This window comes from Sphingomonas sp., from assembly GCF_019242355.1.
Taxonomy (GTDB): domain Bacteria; phylum Pseudomonadota; class Alphaproteobacteria; order Sphingomonadales; family Sphingomonadaceae; genus Sphingomicrobium.
This window is the reverse complement of record NZ_JAFAVR010000127.1, coordinates 1-15540: the sequence shown is the minus strand read 5'-3', so window position 1 is coordinate 15540 and position 15540 is coordinate 1. Positions and strand designations below refer to the sequence as shown.

Here is a 15540-nt window from a genome sequence, read left to right as displayed (position 1 = left end):
CGCTGACGCGCTTAGCCTTGATCGGACAGCCGACGAGCAACGGCACGATGTGCGTGACGCTAGGCATCAGCGGCAGGCCGGCGGCGGTGAACTTCGCCTTCAGCATGGCGGCCGCTTCCTGCTGCGCGCGGCGCTCGTCGTTCGACTGCTTCAGGTGGCGGACGCTGGCGAGCGCACCGGCGACCAGCACCGGCGACAGCGAGGTCGTGAAGATAAACCCAGGCGCGTAGCTGCGGATGCAGTCGATGATCGTCTGATCGGCCGCGATATAGCCGCCCATCACCCCAAATGCCTTGCCGAGCGTGCCTTCGATGATGGTGAGTCGATGAGCGACCGAGTCCCGCTCGGAAATGCCGCCGCCGTGGTCGCCGTACATGCCGACCGCGTGGACCTCATCGAGATAGGTGAGGGCGTTGTACTTGTCGGCGAGGTCGCAGATCGCGGCGATCGGGGCGACGTCGCCGTCCATCGAATAGACGCTCTCGAAGGCGACCAGCTTGGGCGTCTCCGGGTCCTCGGCGGCAAGCAGTTCCTCGAGATGGTCGAGGTCGTTGTGACGGAACACGCGCTTCTCGCAGCCCGAACTCTTGATGCCCGCGATCATCGAGGCGTGGTTGAGCTCGTCCGAGAAGATGATGCACCCCGGAAGCAGCTTGCCCAGCGTGGACAGGGCGGCTTCGTTGGAAACATAGCCCGAGGTGAAGAGGAGGGCCCCTTCCTTGCCGTGCAAGCCTGCGAGCTCGGCTTCCAGTTCCGTATGAAAATGGGTGTTGCCGCTGATGTTGCGGGTGCCGCCGGAGCCCGCGCCGACCTCGTGGAGAGCGGTCTCCATCGCGCCGATGACGACCGGGTGCTGGCCCATTCCGAGATAGTCGTTGGAGCACCAGACGGTGATCGGCTTCGGACCGTTGCCGCCGAAGCAGCGCGCGTTCGGGTAGCTGCCCTTCGAGCGCAGGATATCGATGAAGACGCGGTACCGACCTTCGTCATGAAGGCGGTCGATCGCCGATTGGAAGATGCGGTTGTAATCCAAGGCCCAACTCTCGCTTGGCCAGCCTTTAGCTTCGGCGATGGATGTTTTCCATTGCGAACGACTCGCAACAAATCACAGTGCGCGCACCCGCGTCAGGCGGAAGCGGGCGAGCGCCTCTTGCAAATGCTGGGCCGGAGCCGGACCGGTGAAGACAGCGGTGCCGGGCTGTGGCGTGCCTGGCCAGGACTGGCCGCGAGTGAGCCAGGCGATGCGTCGGGCGATGCCGGGGCCGCCATCGACGTACGCCACGTTTGGGAAGGCTTCCTTCAGCTCGTCGGCGAGCAATGGGAAGTGCGTGCAGGCGAGGACAACGGTGTCGATGCGTTTCCCGTCCGCGACGGCGAACATCGGGTCGGCGGCGGCCCTGACGTCTTCGATGCTGACTTGCCGACCGGCAAGCTTCGCTTCGGAAAGCTCGACGAGCTCGGGCGAGCCGTGGCGGATGATGGTGCAGTCACGGGCGAACCTGGCCGCGAGGTCGTCGACATAGGGCTGGCGGACCGTCGCTTCGGTACCGAGGACGCCGATGACGCGAGTTTTCGACATCTCGGCTGCTGGCTTGATCGCGGGGACGGTGCCGACCACCGGGAGGTCGAGCGCCGAGCGGACATGGTCCAGCGCGATGGTCGAGGCGGTGTTGCATGCGATCACCGCCAGCCGGGGCTGGAAACGCTCGACCAGGCGACCGAGAAGGGCGGGCACTCGGGAGGCAATCTCCGCTTCGGTCCGGCTGCCATAGGGAAAGCCGGCGCTGTCCGCGGCATAAACGATGGGCGCATTGGGAAGGAGTGCCTGCGTCGGACCGAGGACGGACAGGCCGCCGACGCCGGAATCGAAGAAGAGGATCGGGGAGTTGGCGTTCACGATAGTTCATCCTCCTCGCCATTTGGCGGGGAGGGGGACCGCACGAAGTGCGGTGGAGGGGTTCTGGACAGACACCGGGCCACGATTTGCGTCACCACTTCTTCGAGATTGTTTCTGACGTCCTCGGCCGCGACGCGCAGAATTGCGATGCCTCGACCACTGACCCAGGCGTCGCGCCGCTCATCACGCTTTGCGACGGATTCGAAATCATGTGCGACCCCATCGACTTCAATCGCCAGCGCGGCCGCAGGGCAGTAGAAGTCGAGCACGAACGAGCCAAGCGGGTGCTGTTTGCGGAATTTCAGACCGTCCGGGCGTAGTCGAAGCACTCTCCAGAGGCGGATTTCCGACGGGCTCATGCGCCGGCGCAATTGTCGGGCTTGGTAGACAGTCAACTCGGAAGAACCCCTCCACCATGCTTCGCATGGTCCCCCTCCCCGCGCAATCGCGGGGAGGATGTATTGCATGCCCATTCCCGTTTGCTACCAACCCTCGCGATGACCCGCGAGATGATCCTGGCGCTGGCGCTCGGCTACCTGTTCGGGTCGATCCCGTTCGGGCTGCTGCTGACCCGCCTCGCCGGTAAGGGCGACGTCCGCGCAATCGGCTCGGGAAATATCGGTGCGACCAACGTGCTCCGGACCGGAAGCAAGGGGCTCGCCGCTGCGACCCTGGTGCTCGATTGCCTGAAGGCGACGGCGGCGATCCTGCTGGCGGGCGTTCTGTTCGCCCGCGACCTCGACCCGGCCTCGGCAGCCGCGGTGTTCAAGCTAGCCGCCGTGGGTGCGATGATCGGGCACCTCTATCCCGTCTGGCTGAGGTTTCAGGGCGGCAAGGGCGTGGCGACATTCCTCGGCGTGCTGATCCCACTTCTGTGGCCGGCCGCGCTCATTTACGCGATTGTATGGCTCTCCCTGCTGCTGACGGTCCGAATCTCATCGGTCGCCGGGATGGGCGCGGCGGTTAGCGCGCCGATCGTCGCCTTTGCCTCCTACCACGACTTTTTCCCGATGCTGCTCGGCTTCGGACTGCTGGTGCTGTGGAAGCACCGCGAGAACATCTCCCGGCTGATGGCCGGGACCGAGCCGCGCATTGGGAGACGAAAGCTTGAACGACGACCTGATTGACCGTCTGAGGTTGCTGCGCACGGCCGGGATCGGGCCGGTTACCCATCGCCATTTGATCACACGCTTCGGATCGGCGGCGGCGGCGCTCGACGCGGTTCCGGATCTGGCACGGCGGGGCGGGGGCAAGCCGCCTGTGATTCGCAGCCGGAGCGAGGCCGAGCGGGAAATGACGCGGGTCGAGGCGCTCGGAGGGCGGTTCCTGGTGCTTGGGCAGGGACTTTATCCCCGGCTGCTGGCTGAGCTCGAGGATGCGCCGCCGCTCCTGATTGCGAAGGGCGATCTTGGACTGCTCGACAGGGCGGCGGTCGCGATGGTTGGCGCCCGCAATGCGTCCGCGGCGGTCTGTCGCTTCGCTCGGGGTCTGGCGCACGATCTGGGTCGCAGTGGGCTCGTCGTGGTGTCCGGGCTGGCACGGGGCATCGACAGTGCGGCCCATGACGGGGCGCTGGAGAGCGGGACCATCGGCGTCATAGCGGGCGGCATCGACGTCTTCTATCCGCCTGAAAACGAGGCGCGGCAGAAGGGGCTGTTCGAGCGTGGGCTGGTGCTTGCCGAAATGCCGCCGGGGACCGAGCCGAGGGCGCGCCACTTCCCGTATCGCAATCGGATCATCGCCGGCCTTTGCGCCGGAACGGTTGTCGTCGAGGCGGCGCCGCGTTCGGGCTCGCTGATCACGGCGCGGCTGGCGGCCGAGGCGGGGCGCGAGGTGATGGCCGTGCCGGGCTCGCCGCTCGATCCTAGGGCGCAAGGCTGCAACCAGCTGATCCGCGACGGGGCGACCCTGATTCAGACGGCGGACGACGTGATGGAGAGCGTCGGGCCGGCACAGCCGCGCTTCGCGTCGCCGGTCGATCGCTATGAGCCGGTGCCCGAAACCCTGAATGGCAAAGATGCCGTTGCGGTCGTGGAGGAGCTGCTCGGGCCGTCGCCGGCGCCGGTCGACGAGATCATTCGACTGTCGGGTGCATCGCCCGGCGCGGTCCAGATGGCACTGCTGGAGCTGGACCTTGCCGGACGCCTGGACCGCCACGCAGGGGGCAAGGTCAGCTTGCGGCCGGCTTGACGGCGCCGCCCGAGCCTTCCCACCTTACGCGTATGCGTGAGGGGATCCTGTGAAGCTGGTCGTCGTCGAATCGCCGGCCAAGGCGAAAACCATCGAGAAGTATCTGGGAAGCGGGCACCGGGTGCTTGCCTCCTTTGGGCACGTGCGCGACCTGCCGCCCAAGGACGGTTCGGTCGACCCGGACCAGGATTTCGCGATGCTGTGGCAGGTCTCGCCGGACCGCGCCAAGCAGCTGAAGGCGATCACGGACGAGGCCAGGCAGGCCGATACCTTGATCCTCGCGACCGACCCGGACCGCGAGGGCGAGGCGATCAGCTGGCACTTGCAGGAGGTGCTTCGGGCCAAGAAGGCGCTGCCGAAGGACGTTCAGCGGGTCGCGTTCAACGCCATCACCAAGACGGCGGTGACCGAGGCGATGGCACGTCCGCGGGCTCTCGATGAAGACCTGGTCGACGCCTACCGGGCGCGGCGGGCGCTCGACTATCTGGTCGGGTTTACCCTGTCGCCGATCCTGTGGCGCAAGCTTCCGGGCGCGAAGTCGGCGGGTCGCGTGCAGTCGGTGGCGCTCCGGCTGATCGTCGACCGCGAACGCGAGATCGAGGTCTTCCGCCCTCAGGAATATTGGTCGCTGACGGCCACGTTCGAGAAGGACGGGCAAAGCTTCACTGCCCGGCTGGCGCAGCTCGACGGGAAGAAGATCGACCGGCTGACGATCGGCAACAAGGGCGATGCCGACGCTGCCAAGGCGGTGATCGAGGCGGGGCGATTCTCGGTCGAGAGCGTCGAGACCAAGCCTTTTTCACGCAACCCGCCGCCGCCGTTCACCACCTCGACTCTTCAGCAGGAGGCGGCACGCAAGCTCGGCTTCGCGGCCAGCCACACAATGCGCGTCGCGCAGGGCCTCTACGAGGATGGGCTGATCACCTACATGAGGACCGACGGCGTCGACATGGCGGCCGAGGCGATCAGCGCGGCGCGCAAGGCGATCACGACGCGCTATGATGCCGGTTACGTGCCGGACAAGCCGCGCCACTACACCAGCAAGGCGAAGAACGCGCAGGAGGCTCACGAGGCGATTCGGCCGACGGATTTCTCGAGGGCGCGGGCGGCGTCCGGCGATCACGCGCGGCTGTACGAGCTGATTTATAATCGCGCTCTGGCGAGCCAGATGGCGTCGGCGCGGCTGGAGCGGACGACGGTCGAGCTGAGCGACGGTGCCGGGCGGGCGGTTCTGCGCGCCACGGGCCAGGTTGTGCTCTTTCCCGGCTATCTCGCGCTGTATGAGGAAGGGCGCGACGAGAAGGCCGAGGATGAGGAAGGCGCGCGGATGCCGATCCTCAACCGGGGCGACGTCCCTGCGAAGATCGGGGTCGATGCCACCCAGTCGTTCACGCAGCCGCCGCCGCGCTATTCGGAGGCGAGCCTGGTCAAGCGGCTGGAAGAGCTCGGGATCGGGCGGCCGTCGACCTACGCGGCAACGCTGCAGACGCTGAAGGACCGGGAATATGTGCGGGTCGAGAAGAACCGCTTCATCCCGGAGGAGAGCGGTCGGCTGGTGACGGCGTTCCTCGAGCGCTTCTTCGAAAAGTATGTCAGCTATGACTACACGGCCGAGCTCGAGGACGAGCTGGACGACGTCTCCGGCGGACGGCTCGACTGGCAGAAATTGCTGGACGCCTTCTGGCGCGACTTCAAGCCCAAGGCGGGCGAGGTCATGGATCAGAAGCCGAGCGAGATCACCCAGGCGCTGGACGAGTTCCTGGCGCCCTGGCTTTATCCGCCGCGCGCGGACGGTAGCGACCCGAGGCTCTGCCCCAGCTGCGGCAACGGGCGGCTGAGCCTTCGTGGCGGCAAGTTCGGGGCGTTCGTCGCCTGCTCCAACTATCCTGAGTGCCGGTACACGCAGAAGTTCGGCCAGACCGGCGGCGAGGCGGCCAGTGACGGGCCGCAGGACCTTGGCGACGGGATCCTGCTCAAGAGCGGGCGGTTCGGTCCCTATGTCGAGCGCGGTGACAAGCGGGCGTCGATCCCGAAGGACGTACCGCTGGCTGACGTCGACCGCGAGGCAGCCGAGCGGCTGCTGTCGCTGCCGCGCGAGATCGGCGCTCACCCGGAGACGGGCAAGGCGATCACAGCGTCGATCGGGCGCTACGGGCCGTACCTCGCCCATGACGGGAAATATGCGAAGCTCGGCTCGACCGCGGAGGTGTTCGAAACGGGCATGAACGCGGCGGTGGCGAAGCTCGCCGATGCGGCCAATGGCGGCGGTCGCGGACGCGGCGCGTCGCGGGAGCCGATCGCGGTGCTCGGTGCGCATCCCGAGAGCGGCAAGGAGATCAGGGTGCTGGAGGGTCGCTTCGGGCCTTACGTCAGTGACGGGACGACGCACGCGACTTTGCCCAAGGGCTCGGATCCGAAGGCCCTTACGCTCGGCGAGGGCGTGCGGCTGATCGACGAGCGCGCGGCCAAGGGCCCAGCGAAGAAGAAGGGTGGCCGGAAGGCTGCGCCCAGGAAGGCGGCTGCGAAGAAACCCGCAGCCAAGGCGAAGAAGGCGGCGAAGTGATCGATATCCAGTTGCAATGGTTACCGCATGGTAAAGGTTTGCCTTCGCCAAGTTACGCCACGGACGGCGCTGCCGGACTGGATGTCGTCGCTGCCGAGGACCTGATCCTCGAACCTGGTCAGCGGCGCGCGGTGGCGACCGGCTTTTCGATTGCGATCCCGGAAGGCCACGAGGTGCAGGTCCGTCCGCGCTCCGGGCTGGCGCTCAAGCACGGGATTACCTGCCTCAACACGCCCGGGACCATCGACCACGATTATCGCGGCGAGGTAAAGGTGATCCTGGCGAACCTCGGCAGCGAGCCCTTCGCGGTGCGGCGCGGCGAGCGGATCGCGCAACTGGTGCCCGCGCCGGTGCTCAAGGCCGTGTTCCACGAGGTCGAGGCGCTGGACGATACGGCCCGCGGAGCAGGGGGCTTCGGCTCGACGGGCCAGTGAGCCTCTCCGACGCCGAGCTCGAGCGCTATGCGCGGCACATCGTGCTGCCCCAGGTGGGGGGCGTTGGCCAGAACAGGCTGAAGGCGGCCTCGGTGGCGGTGGTCGGCGCGGGCGGGATTGGCAGCGCGGTCATCCCGGCGCTTGCGGGCGCGGGCGTCGGCCGGCTGGCGATCATCGACGACGATGTGGTCGAGCTCGGCAACCTGCACCGGCAGCCGCTGTTCCGAGAGCGCGACGCCGGTTATTCGAAAGCCGATCTCGCGCTGCAGTTCGTTCGGCGACTGAATCAGTTTGTCGACGCGAGGCCGGTGCAGGAGCGAGTTACGGCGGACAATGCTGGCGAGCTCCTCGGCGGGCACGACCTGGTCATCGACGGCAGCGACAATTTCGCGACGCGGCTGGCGGTCAGCGATGCGTGCGTGCGCCTCGGCGTCCCGCTCCTGTCGGCGGCGGCAGTCCAGTTCCAGGGACAGGTCGGGCTATTCCGGGCGCGGCCCTGCTACCGCTGCTTCGTCGGGGATGCGTTCGACGCCGACGATTGCGACAATTGCGCGGAACTGGGCGTGCTCGGCGCGCTGACGGCGACCGTGGGCAGCTTCGCGGCGTTGCTGGCGGTCAATGCGATTGCCGGCGTCGGTGACGATCAGGCCGGGCTGCTGCACCTGTTCGACGGCGAGAAGCTGAGCTGGCGGGCGATCCGGATCCCGCCCAATCCTGGCTGCCGCGCCTGCGGATCAGGCGAGGGCTGAGGCGACCCGCTCGACGAGGCGCCGCGCGACCTCGTCCTTGCCGGCTTCGGGCCAGTCTTCGACACCTTGCGCGGTGATGAGGTGGACACGATTTCGGGAGCCGCCCATCACATCCCCGGAGACGTCGTTGGCGACGATCCAGTCGGCCTTCTTGGCCTGGCGCTTGGCGACGGCCTGCTCGACGACATTGTCGGTCTCCGCCGCGAAGCCGACCAGGAGGCGCGGGCGGTCCGTACCGGAGCCGAGCTCGGCGAGGATGTCGCGGGTCGGGAGGAAGCGAAGCTGCGGCGGCCCGCTGCTCTTCTTGAGCTTGGTCGTGGCCGGTTCGACGCGCCAGTCCGCGACTGCGGCCACCAGGATCGCGGCGTCGGCGGGGAGTGACGCCATGACGGCATCGGCCATCTGCCCGGCGGTCTCGACGTCGATGCGGTCGACGCCGGGCGGCGTGGCGATGGCCACCGGGCCGGCGACGAGGGTGACTCGAGCGCCGAATTCGGCGGCGGCCGCGGCGATCGCGAAGCCCTGGCGTCCGGACGACCGATTGGCGATCACGCGCACCGGGTCGATCGGCTCATGCGTAGGCCCGGCGGTGACGAGGATGTGCTTGCCGGCGAGCGTCACTTGGGCGGCAGGAACCCGTTGGCGCCGAGCCAGTCGACGATCGCCTGCGGCTCGGGGAGGCGGCCGGGGCCGTGCTCGCCGCACGCCATTTCGCCTTCGGCCGGCTCGATCACCTTGATGCCGTCCTCGACCAGCTGCTGGACGTTGCGGCGGGTCGCGGCGTGAAGCCACATGCGGACATTCATTGCCGGCGCGACGACGACCGGCTTGTCGGTGGCGAGCAGGAGCGTGGTGGCGAGGTCGTCGGCGATGCCGCTGACCATCTTCGCAAGCAGGTCTGCCGTGGCCGGGCAGACGAGCACGAAATCGGCCGAGCGCGAGAGCTGGATGTGGCCGATCTCGACCTCGTCCTTGAGCTCCCAAAGCGAGGTGTGGACCTGGCTTTCGGCAAGCGTGCCGAGGCTCATCGCAGTAACGAAATGCTCCCCGCCCTTCGTCAGGACGGGCGTGACCGAATGGCCGGCCTTCTTGATCAGGCGCACCAGCTCGAGCGACTTGTACGCCGCAATCCCGCCGCCCACGATGAAGAGCACGCGTGCCATGGCGCCGCCTTGCCGCGCATCTCCGCGGAAGTCGAGAGCGCCGGCGGACGGCACCAAAGTCCCGTTACGGTTGTTCAGGCCGCATGATGCTGCGGAATGCCATGGACGCGGGTGAGGAACGGCTGATCGCCGTGGACGAAGCTTTCCAGGAGCTGTTCGAGCCGTATGCCGAATATGCGAAGGTGCCGGCCGTGGACCTTGCAAGCAAGCTCGGCGACCAGCCGGAGCTGCGAATGCTCGCGAGCGGGGTCATTGCCGCGGGGGTGGCGCTCGAAAGCGACCGGCTGGTCCGGGCCGGCGCGCGGATGATGATCGCGCACGAGGCGGCGACGGCGGTGAAAAGCGTCCTGAAGCACAATGTCGACCGCACCCGGCCGCGAAGCGCGAACCGGCGCGAGGAGAAGAAGCCGCGCAAGGGCGACTCGCGCGCGAAGGAGCTGAGCAGCTTCCCGTCGGGGCACAGCGCCGGGGCGGTCGCAGTGGCCCGGGCCTTTTCCCGCGAATATCCGGAATATGGCGTCGCGGCGCTGGGCGCGGCCGGGCTGATCGCGGCTCTGCAGGTGCCGCGCTCGGCCCATTATCTCAGCGACGTCGTTGCCGGCCTGGCGATCGGGATTGCGGCAGAGGCGGCGGTGAACGTCTTGTGGGGCCTCGCCGGGATGGATGAGCGAAGCAGGTTCGATTAGGTGAACAAGGCCATCGCTGCGGCGCCGGCAGCGAGCCCGACCAGTCCGGTCGCCACGTAGGCCAGCCAGTTGCGGTGGACGACCAGCGGGATCTCCGGAAGCGGCGGGGCGGGTGGCGCTGCACCGCGCGGCGGGAAATACTGGTCGATGCGGTCGATTAGCTCGGGGATCTTTTTGAACGCGCGCACGGTCTCGATGAGGCGGTCGGCGTAATAAGCCTCGGGGCCAAGCTCCGAGCGGATCCATTCGCGAAGAAAGGGCTCGGCAGTCTCCCACATGTTGATGTCGGGATCGAGCGCGGTCGCGACGCCCTCGTTCATCACCATCGTCTTCTGCAGCAGCAGCAAATGCGGCTGGGTCGGCATGTCGAAGTCGCGGGTGATCGCGAACAGGCTTTCGAGCATCCGGCCGACGGAGATGTCCTTGACCGGCAGGCCGCGGATCGGCTCGCCGGCGGCGCGCAAAGCGGTGGCGAACTCGTCCACATTGTGATGGGCAGGCACATATTGCGCCTCGAAGTGGATTTCGGCGACGCGGCGGTAATTGCCGGTGATCAGGCCGTAGAGGATCTCCGCGAGCCATAGCCTTGCGCGGCGGTCGACCCGGCCCATGATCCCGAAGTCGATCGCTGCAATGCGGCCGTCTCGAAGGGCGAAGAGATTGCCGTGGTGGAGGTCGGCATGGAAGAAGCCGTCGACGACTGCTTGCCGGAGGAAGGCGCGGACGAGCGTGGCGGCGAGAGCGCCGCAATCCTGGCCGTCGGCGATAAGCGCCTCGCGGTCGTTGAGCTTGATGCCGTCGAGCCATTCAAGCGTAAGGACTCGCCGAGCCGTTCGGCGCCAGTCGATCTCGGGAATGTGATAGCCGGGCTCGGCGACCATGTTCTCGCGCAGCTCGGACGCGGAGGCGGCCTCGCGCTGGAGATCGAGCTCGCGCGCGGTCCACTGGCGGAAATGGGCGACCACCAGACGCGGGCGCAGGCGTGCCGCCTCGCCGCCAAAGCGCTCGACATGGGCGGCAGCCCATTCATAGGTCTCGAGTGCGCGGGCGAACTCCTCCTCGATGCCGGGGCGGAGGACCTTGACCGCGACCTCGCGGCCTTCGGTCGTGACGGCGTGATGGACCTGGGCGATCGAGGCGGCGCCGACCGGCTGCTCGTCGAAGCGGGAGAAAAGGCTTTCGAGCGGTGCACCAAACGAGGCCTCGATGATCTGGCGGATCGCCGCGAAGGGGGCGGGCGGCAAATCGTCCTGAAGCTGCGACAGGTTGGCGGCGGCGCGCTCGCCGACGAGGTCCGGGCGGGTCGAGAGGACCTGGCCGAGCTTTACGGCCGCGGGGCCGATCGCGACCAAGGCGGCGGCGTAGTCGGGTGTCGCCGGGGTCCGGGCGCCGAAGCGCGCCAGCCGGCACAAGCGGCGGACCGGCGGCGGAGTCATCGGATCCTGCTCGATGCCCCTCAGAGCACCGTGGCGGGCGAGGGTACGGCCCCATTTGAGGAGCCGCCAGAGATGAGTGACCGACGCCGTCAAATCTTCCACCCGCTCCAGATGCAGACCGCACCGCCAAGCATCGGCTCGACGGTTGCGCGGTTGAAGCCGGCATCCGCGATCATCTTGCGGAACGCGTCGGGCTTCGGGAAGCGGCGGATGCTTTCGACGAGGTAGCGGTAGCTGTCCTCGTCATGGGCGACGACCTTGCCGATGCGCGGGATGACGCTGGCCGAATAGGCTTCGTACAGCTCGGCGAAGCCCGGCCAGTCGCTGGTCGAGAATTCCATGCAATAGAAGCGGCCACCGCGCTTCAGCACGCGATGGGCTTCGCGGAGAGCCGCGGGAATGTCGGTCACGTTCCGGATGCCGAAAACGATCGTGTAGGCCTCGAAGCTGTTGTCGGCGAAAGTCAGCGTCTCGGCATTCTCGACCTGCCACGTCAGGTTGCGAAGGCCGCGCTTTTCGGCGCGCTCCTCGCCGACGCCGAGCATGTCGGAGTTGATGTCGGAGACCGTGACCAGCGCGCCGCGCTCGATCATCCGAAAGGCGATGTCGCCGGTCCCTCCGGCCATGTCGAGGATGCGCTCGCCCGCGCGCGGCTTTACCCTGGCGACGAAGCGGTTCTTCCAAAGCCGGTGCATGCCGCCCGACATGAGGTCGTTCATCACGTCGTACCGCCGAGCGACGGAGCTGAACACTTCGCCGACGCGGCGGGTCTTCTCCTCGGGGCTGACCAACCGGTCGCCGAAATTCACCTGTTCGGACATGGTGCCGGGCTCTAGCGGGCTTGGGGCGGGTCCGCCATATCGGCGGCATGCCGGAGCTTCCCGAAGTCGAGACGACCGTTCGCGGGCTTGCGCGCGTGCTGGACGGGCAGCGGATCGCGCGCGTCGAGCTCCGCCGCGCGGACCTCCGCCGGGCCATGCCGGAAGGCCTGGGCCAGCGTTTGACCGGAGCGCGGATCACTGGCTTGAGGCGACGCGCCAAGTACGGGCTGATCGATACGGACCGCGGAGACACGTTGGTCTTCCACCTCGGCATGTCGGGGCGGTGGCGCGTCGATCCGAGCGAGATCGAGAAGCATGACCATGTCGTGATCGAGACCGACGATGGACGTCGGGTGGCGCTCAACGACCCGCGGCGGTTCGGTTCGCTCGACCTGGTCCGAACCGACCGATTGGTGGACTGGCCGGCAATCGCGGCATTGGGCCCTGAGCCTCTCGAAATCGAGGCGGGGGAGCTCCGGCAGCGGCTTGCCGGGCGGAACGCTCCGATCAAGGCGCTGTTGCTCGACCAGCGCGTCGTTGCGGGACTCGGCAATATCTACGTGTGCGAGGCGCTGCATCGTTCCGGCATTCATCCGGGGCGGGCCGGCGGAAGCATTTCGCTCAAGAGGCTGGAGCGTCTGGCAACGGCGATCCGCGACGTGCTTGCCGAAGCCATCGCGGCCGGCGGGTCCACACTGCGCGACTTCGCCAGCCCTGATGGCGAGCTCGGCTATTTTTCGAAGACATTCGCAGTCTATGGACGGGAAGGGGCGGCCTGCGCGTGTGGCGGCCGGGTCAAGCGGATCGTGCAAGGCGGCCGGTCGACCTTCTTCTGCCCGCGCTGCCAGCGGTAGATGTGTTGACCTTGGCGGCCTCTCGCCATATGGGGTCGGCCGTGTCGGCGCGGCCTTGTGGCTTCGCGCCGCTTTTTCATTGAGCCCAGATCAACGAGGATTTTCATGGCGAATACGCCGCAGGCCAAGAAGCGCATCCGCCGGAACGACCGCCGGTCCGTGGTCAACCATTCGCGAGTCAGCCGCATCCGGACCTTCATCAAGGCCGTCGAGGCAGCAATCGCGAGCGGAGACAAGGGCCAGGCCGCGGATGCTCTGAAGAAGGCGCAGCCGGAACTGTTCCGGGGTGTCGCTCGCGGCGTTATCCACAAGAACACGGCGTCGCGGAAGATCTCGCGCCTGTCGAAGCGGGTCGCTTCGCTCGGCTGATTTCGCGCCATTTCGGGACGATCTTGCAGGCTGCCGGGAAACCGGCGGCCCGTTGCTTTTTGAGACCCTAAAAAAATGCAGGCTTTCCCGCGATTCGCGATTCCGTCCTCCTTCGGTAGTGGTGCGGAAATGGCCGATAACTGCCACTTTCTACAGCTTTTCCCAGCTTTCCTGTGTCAATAGCCATTATTTCACTTCTGTGAAAAAACGGCACTTGAAAGCTGTCGCCGAGGCTTTCAGAAACGCTCTTCCAGGCGCGAATTCGCGCCGGGGGCAAGAGAGAAATGGAGCCTTTGAAGCGCGACTCGCAAGTCGCGCGACGGGGAAGCCTTGTCTCGTGCGGGGGCGGTTTAGGACGGAGGCGCTAGCCAGTGCAGGGCGGAGGGACGAACACGTCTGTCGAGCTTGGAACGGCACCGCCGCTGGCTCCGATCGAGGCTGCTTGGGAATCGATTCGCGCGGGCCTTCGGCGTGATCTTGGCGCGCGCACCTTCGACGGCTGGCTGAAGCCGGCCGAGATCGGCGGATTCGACCCCGACAACGGCCTGCTCGACGTCGTCATGCCCAGCCAGTTCATGGCGGACTGGGTGCGCTCGCACTTTGGCGATCGCCTGACGCTGGCGTGGAAGACCGTGCTTCCGATCGTTCGCGACGTGCGGATCGTCGCCGCCCTCGATGCTCCGCGGCCGGCGCCGCTGTTGATCCTCGACGAGAGCCCGCCGCCGTCGGAGCGCGACCCAGCTGCGCCCAACTTCGATCCGCGCTATCGCTTCGAAACCTTCATCGTCGGCAAGGCGAACGAGGTCGCGGCGACCGCCGCGCGGACGCTTGCCACCTCGCCGACCGTCGGCTTCAACCCGCTCTTCATCCATGGCGGCACGGGGCGCGGGAAGACTCACCTGCTGCATGCCATCGGACACACATTCTGCGCACACAACCGCGGTTCGCGCGTAGTGTCGATGTCGGCCGAGAAGTTCATGGTCGAGTTCATCCGCGCGCTGAAGGAGAACGACACGATTGGCTTCAAGCAGCGGCTCCGGAATGCGGACCTGCTGCTGATCGACGACGTCCAGTTCATCGCCGGCAAGGATTCGACGCAGGAAGAATTCTTCCACACGATGAACGAGATCATCGGCGCCGGGCGGCGGCTGGTGATCACGTCCGACCGGGCGCCGCAGGACCTGGACGGGATCGCGCCGCGAATTCTCTCGCGCCTGTCCTGGGGCCTGGTCGCCGACATTAACCCGGCCGACTACGAGCTTCGCTTCAACATCATCATCGCCAAGCTGGAGGCGCTTCCGGGCGTCGAGATGCCGCGCAACGTGGTGGATTTCCTGGCGCGGCGCGTGACCTCGTCGATCCGCGAGCTCGAGGGTGCGCTCAACCGGATTGGCGCCTACGCCCTGATGACCGGCCGGACGATCGACGTCGCGTTCGTCGAGGAAGTGCTTGCGAACGTCCTCCGCGCCAACCAGCGGCGCATCTCTATCGACGAAATCCAGACGCAGGTCGCCGAGCATTACCGAATCCGAAAGGCCGAGATGACCTCGGCCCGGCGGGCGCGCGAAGTGGCCCGGCCGCGGCAGGTGGCGATGTACCTGTCGAAGCAGCTGACGCCCAAGTCGCTACCGGACATCGGCCGGCGCTTTGGTGGGCGCGACCATACGACGGTCATCCATGCCGTTCGCCAGATCGAGAAGCTGCGGGCGAGCGACGCCGAGCTCGACGCCGACATTCGCCTGTTGACGCGCCAGCTGGAAGGCTGAGCAGCCGGCTTAAATGCCGAACCAGGACAGGATGTAGGTGATCGCCACGACGCCGTAGGCGATGATCAATGCTTCGATGACGAGCGCCAGCAGAGCGGCAATGCAGGCCGCAATGACCAGAACACCGTCACGGTAGATCAAGGCCAGCGCGAAGAGAACGATCGTCCCGGCCGGCGCGACGTGCACCACCGGAACCGGGACTGCGGCGGCGAGTGCAAGCAGGAAGCAGCCGAAGCTGATCAACCGCGTCGCCGTCGGCCCCGTCAGGCGCGGCAGCCGCGGCTTGAAAATCTTTTCAATGCGAGCTTCCAGCCATCCCATCTTTTCGATGAGGCGCTCGAGCTCCGACCTTGTGACGCCGCGCCGGTCGATGCGGCCCGGAAACCAGGGCGCGGTCCGACCGAACGCCATCTGTGCGGCAACAATCACCAGCGGAATCGCGAAGAACACGTTGGTCCCCGGCGGGAGCGGGATCGTGTTGATGACGGCGAAGATGAACAGCAGGCCGCCCCAGGCACGACCGCCAAGTTGCCGCGCGAGATCGGAAAAGGTCAACCGATCGGAGCCGTTCTCGGCGGCGATGCGCGCAAGCTGCTGCGATAGCGGCAGCGG

15 protein-coding genes and 1 pseudogene are annotated in these 15540 nt (G+C 67.0%); 9 read left to right on the top strand and 7 right to left on the bottom strand.

The genetic code is table 11. The features are described from left to right. From hemA to JOZ79_RS06120, 3 genes are all read right to left on the bottom strand, one after another. Window positions 1–1033 (bottom strand): 5-aminolevulinate synthase (gene hemA, locus JOZ79_RS06130; RefSeq protein ID WP_294072029.1); only part of this gene is annotated, 1033 nt, incomplete at its 3' end. 72 nt (window positions 1034–1105) lie between these two features. Then, window positions 1106–1897 (bottom strand): glutamate racemase, encoded by a 792-nt coding sequence (gene murI, locus JOZ79_RS06125; protein WP_294072026.1) that lies wholly within the window; start codon window positions 1895–1897, stop codon window positions 1106–1108. Then, a complete protein-coding gene (locus JOZ79_RS06120; protein WP_294072023.1) occupies window positions 1894–2256 on the bottom strand; it encodes an endonuclease domain-containing protein in 363 nt (120 codons plus the stop codon). Before JOZ79_RS06120 ends, murI begins: the two co-directional genes overlap by 4 nt. A 138-nt stretch (window positions 2257–2394) precedes the next feature. On the opposite strand from JOZ79_RS06120, the gene plsY reads away from it, so the two are divergent. Genes plsY through JOZ79_RS06095 form a run of 5 tightly spaced genes read left to right on the top strand, consistent with a single transcriptional unit; the run spans window position 2395 to window position 7833 of the window. Continuing rightward, the gene (gene plsY, locus JOZ79_RS06115) at window positions 2395–3024 is read left to right on the top strand and encodes a glycerol-3-phosphate 1-O-acyltransferase PlsY (protein WP_294072020.1); all 630 of its coding nucleotides are present in this window, start codon (window positions 2395–2397) and stop codon (window positions 3022–3024) included. Then, window positions 3005–4087 carry a DNA-processing protein DprA gene (gene dprA, locus JOZ79_RS06110; protein ID WP_294072018.1) on the top strand — a complete coding sequence of 361 codons (1083 nt, stop codon included), beginning with the start codon at window positions 3005–3007 and terminating at the stop codon, window positions 4085–4087. The genes plsY and dprA overlap by 20 nt, the downstream gene beginning before the upstream one ends. A 49-nt stretch (window positions 4088–4136) precedes the next feature. Beyond that, the gene (gene topA / locus JOZ79_RS06105) at window positions 4137–6650 is read left to right on the top strand and encodes a type I DNA topoisomerase (protein ID WP_294072016.1); all 2514 of its coding nucleotides are present in this window, start codon (window positions 4137–4139) and stop codon (window positions 6648–6650) included. After that, window positions 6647–7084: a dUTP diphosphatase gene (gene dut, locus JOZ79_RS06100; protein ID WP_294072014.1), complete on the top strand. Its 438-nt coding sequence runs from the start codon at window positions 6647–6649 to the stop codon at window positions 7082–7084. The genes topA and dut overlap by 4 nt, the downstream gene beginning before the upstream one ends. Continuing rightward, window positions 7081–7833, top strand: coding sequence for a HesA/MoeB/ThiF family protein (locus tag JOZ79_RS06095; RefSeq protein ID WP_294072011.1), 753 nt, complete (start codon window positions 7081–7083; stop codon window positions 7831–7833). Before dut ends, JOZ79_RS06095 begins: the two co-directional genes overlap by 4 nt. Here the strand turns inward: JOZ79_RS06095 and coaBC are convergent. After that, window positions 7819–8996 (bottom strand): annotated as a pseudogene (gene coaBC, locus JOZ79_RS06090) (bifunctional phosphopantothenoylcysteine decarboxylase/phosphopantothenate--cysteine ligase CoaBC). The gene JOZ79_RS06095 and the pseudogene coaBC overlap by 15 nt on opposite strands. Window positions 8997–9079: 83 nt before the next feature. Between coaBC and JOZ79_RS06085 the strand changes: the two are divergent. Further along, complete coding sequence (locus JOZ79_RS06085; RefSeq protein ID WP_294072009.1) at window positions 9080–9682, top strand: phosphatase PAP2 family protein; 603 nt, start codon at window positions 9080–9082, stop codon at window positions 9680–9682. Here JOZ79_RS06085 and ubiB read toward each other — a convergent pair. Both ubiB and JOZ79_RS06075 read right to left on the bottom strand, forming a co-directional pair. Next, complete coding sequence (gene ubiB / locus JOZ79_RS06080; protein ID WP_294072034.1) at window positions 9679–11211, bottom strand: 2-polyprenylphenol 6-hydroxylase; 1533 nt, start codon at window positions 11209–11211, stop codon at window positions 9679–9681. The two genes, JOZ79_RS06085 and ubiB, sit on opposite strands and share 4 nt — an antisense overlap. Further along, window positions 11208–11939: a class I SAM-dependent methyltransferase gene (locus tag JOZ79_RS06075; RefSeq protein ID WP_294072006.1), complete on the bottom strand. Its 732-nt coding sequence runs from the start codon at window positions 11937–11939 to the stop codon at window positions 11208–11210. The genes ubiB and JOZ79_RS06075 overlap by 4 nt, the downstream gene beginning before the upstream one ends. 47 nt (window positions 11940–11986) lie before the next feature. On the opposite strand from JOZ79_RS06075, the gene mutM reads away from it, so the two are divergent. The 3 genes from mutM to dnaA all read left to right on the top strand — a co-directional run bounded on the left by mutM (window position 11987) and on the right by dnaA (window position 14928). Continuing rightward, window positions 11987–12793, top strand: coding sequence for a bifunctional DNA-formamidopyrimidine glycosylase/DNA-(apurinic or apyrimidinic site) lyase (gene mutM, locus JOZ79_RS06070; RefSeq protein WP_294072031.1), 807 nt, complete (start codon window positions 11987–11989; stop codon window positions 12791–12793). A gap of 105 nt (window positions 12794–12898) precedes the next feature. After that, a complete protein-coding gene (gene rpsT, locus JOZ79_RS06065; RefSeq protein WP_294072003.1) occupies window positions 12899–13162 on the top strand; it encodes a 30S ribosomal protein S20 in 264 nt (87 codons plus the stop codon). Between the two features lie 371 nt (window positions 13163–13533). Continuing rightward, window positions 13534–14928: a chromosomal replication initiator protein DnaA gene (dnaA, locus tag JOZ79_RS06060; protein ID WP_294072000.1), complete on the top strand. Its 1395-nt coding sequence runs from the start codon at window positions 13534–13536 to the stop codon at window positions 14926–14928. 9 nt (window positions 14929–14937) lie between these two features. Here dnaA and JOZ79_RS06055 read toward each other — a convergent pair. After that, on the bottom strand, window positions 14938–15540 hold a 603-nt coding region (locus JOZ79_RS06055; RefSeq protein ID WP_294071997.1), incomplete at its 5' end, for an exopolysaccharide biosynthesis protein.